3 protein-coding genes and 1 pseudogene are annotated in these 2,094 nt (G+C 76.1%); 2 read left to right on the forward strand and 2 right to left on the reverse strand.

The window, feature by feature from the left end:
* Positions 1-183: 183 nt before the first annotated feature.
* Positions 184-513 carry a YnfA family protein gene (locus AB0L40_RS27685; protein WP_364362009.1) on the reverse strand — a complete coding sequence of 110 codons (330 nt, stop codon included), beginning with the start codon at positions 511-513 and terminating at the stop codon, positions 184-186.
* A gap of 162 nt (positions 514-675) precedes the next feature.
* Here AB0L40_RS27685 and AB0L40_RS27690 point away from each other — a divergent pair, with 162 nt between their 5' ends.
* Together AB0L40_RS27690 and AB0L40_RS27695 are read left to right on the forward strand one after the other, a co-directional pair.
* On the forward strand, positions 676-1,221 hold the full coding sequence (locus tag AB0L40_RS27690; protein WP_364362011.1) for a hypothetical protein: 546 nt from the start codon (positions 676-678) through the stop codon (positions 1,219-1,221).
* Positions 1,222-1,350: 129 nt separating this feature from the next.
* Positions 1,351-1,746 carry a DUF1801 domain-containing protein gene (locus AB0L40_RS27695; protein ID WP_364362013.1) on the forward strand — a complete coding sequence of 132 codons (396 nt, stop codon included), beginning with the start codon at positions 1,351-1,353 and terminating at the stop codon, positions 1,744-1,746.
* Positions 1,747-1,900: 154 nt separating this feature from the next.
* On the opposite strand, the pseudogene AB0L40_RS27700 reads toward AB0L40_RS27695, so the two are convergent.
* Positions 1,901-2,094 (reverse strand): annotated as a pseudogene (locus AB0L40_RS27700) (hypothetical protein); the annotation flags it as partial.

Genomic DNA, 2,094 nt, shown 5'->3' on the forward strand with positions numbered 1-2,094 from the left:
CAGCCGCGCCGCGACGACGACCGCGCCCGTGACGACGACCGCGCCTGGGACCACGGCGACCGCGCCCGTGACGACGACCGTGCCTGGGACCACACGACCGCGCCCGTGACGACGACCGCGCCTGGGACCACGACCGCGCCTGCGCCCACGGCCGCGCCCCCGCCCACGCCCGCGCCCGCGCGCTCAGGTCCGCGGCGCGTACATGATCAGGCCGACGCCGGCGAGGCAGACCGCGGCGCCGGCGAGGTCCCAGCGGTCCGGGCGGTAGCCGTCGGCGATCACGCCCCAGGCCAGCGAGCCGGCGACGAAGACGCCGCCGTACGCGGCCAGGATGCGGCCGAACTCGGCGTCCGGCTGGAGCGTCGCGACGAACCCGTAGATCCCCAGCGCGGTCACGCCGGCACCGACCCACAGGAGGCCGCGGTGCTCGCGGACGCCCTGCCAGACGAGCCACGCGCCGCCGATCTCGAACAGCGCGGCGAGCACGAAGAGGGCGATCGACTTGGCGGCCACCCGCTCATGGTAGGCGGCGGTGGGGTCGGCGCCGGCGAGCGGACGGTGGATCCGTGGCCCTCGGATCAGGGCCGGGGCCTCGGATCCTGGGGGGAGGTCCCCGATGCGACGACGCGCCGGGGGCCGCAGGATGGTGCGCACCACTCCGACCCGTCCGAGCCCGTGACCTCCGCACCGACCCCGCAGCCCGTCCACCCACGTCCCGACGCCCCGGCCGGCGTCCCGCCGGTCGCCGCCACCGATGCCTCCGGAGTCGCCGCGACCGGCGTCGTTCCGGCCACCAACGGCACCGCCGGCACCGCCGCGCCCGCAGACACGAACGGCAGCGCCCTGCCGCCCGCGCTCTCCCGCGAGCGCGTCTGGGGCCTCGTCTCGGCGGTCGCCGTGGTCGTCGGCAGCATCGGCCCGTGGGCGACCTGGGGGCCGGTCACGGTTTGGGGCCTGGACGCCGACGGGGTCATCACGCTCGTCCTCGGCCTGCTCGCCGTGGCGGGCGTCGTGACCCGCCGCTTCCCGATCGCCCTCGTGGTCGTGGCCGCCGTGACCACCCTGATCGGGATCGCCGACACGGTCGACGTCAGCAGCGGCAACGCGTTCTTCGACCCGTCGCCCGGCTGGGGGGTGATCCTCACCGCGCTGGGGGGCACGAGCCTGACGGCCTTCGCCGGCCGGACGGTCCTCCTGCGCCGCGCGACGCGCCGCGTCTGAGCGCCGCGGGGCCGGCTCCGGTCGGCCCGTCGCGCGCTGGCGGAACGGCCGTGGTCTCTGCGACGATCCGGCCCCGCCGCGGCGATCCTCGCCCCGGCGTCCGACGACGGCACCGAGGAGGCGACACCCATGGCACAGCAGGACACCGGGTCCACCGGCGAGGACGCGACCCCGTCCGAGCTCATCGACGCGAGGATCGAGGAGCTCGGCGACTGGCGCGGCACGACGCTCGCCACGGTCCGCGGCCTGGTCAAGGAGGCCGTCCCGGACGTCGTCGAGGAGTGGAAGTGGCGCGGCGTGCCGACCTGGTACTCCGGCGGCATCATCTGCACCGGCGAGACCTACAAGAAGCACGTGAAGGTGACGTTCTTCAAGGGCGCGAAGGTCGACGACCCGTCGGGCGTGTTCAACTCCGGCCTCGACGGCAACGCGCGGCGCGCGATCGACCTGAACGAGGGCGACGAGCTCGACGCCGACGCGTTCAAGGCGCTGGTCCGCGCCGCCGCGGACCTCAACGCGTCCTAGGACCAGGGCCCCGTCCCGCCCTGGCGCTCGACGGTCTCGGGGCCGCGGATCCCGCCACGCCGCGCCGCCTCCGCGCGGCGTCTCGGCGGGGCACGGCGACTCCCGCGGGAGCGAGCCCCGTCAGCAGGCCGGGCCGAGGGGGACTCGGGGCGATTCACGCGGCCGCTGGCGCGACCACCTGCAGCTGCCACGACACCCCGAAGCGGTCCGACAGCCAGCCGAAGCACGGGCTGAAGGGGTAGGCGCCGAGCGGCGCGGGGATCGCCATGTCGGGCGAGTCCCGCTGCGGGTTCGGGCCGAAGGCGCTCTTCGCGCAGCCGCTCCTGCTCAGCCGCGTGTCGACCTCGA

Source organism: Patulibacter sp. NPDC049589 (assembly GCF_040675535.1).
Taxonomy (GTDB): Bacteria; Actinomycetota; Thermoleophilia; order Solirubrobacterales; family Solirubrobacteraceae; genus Patulibacter.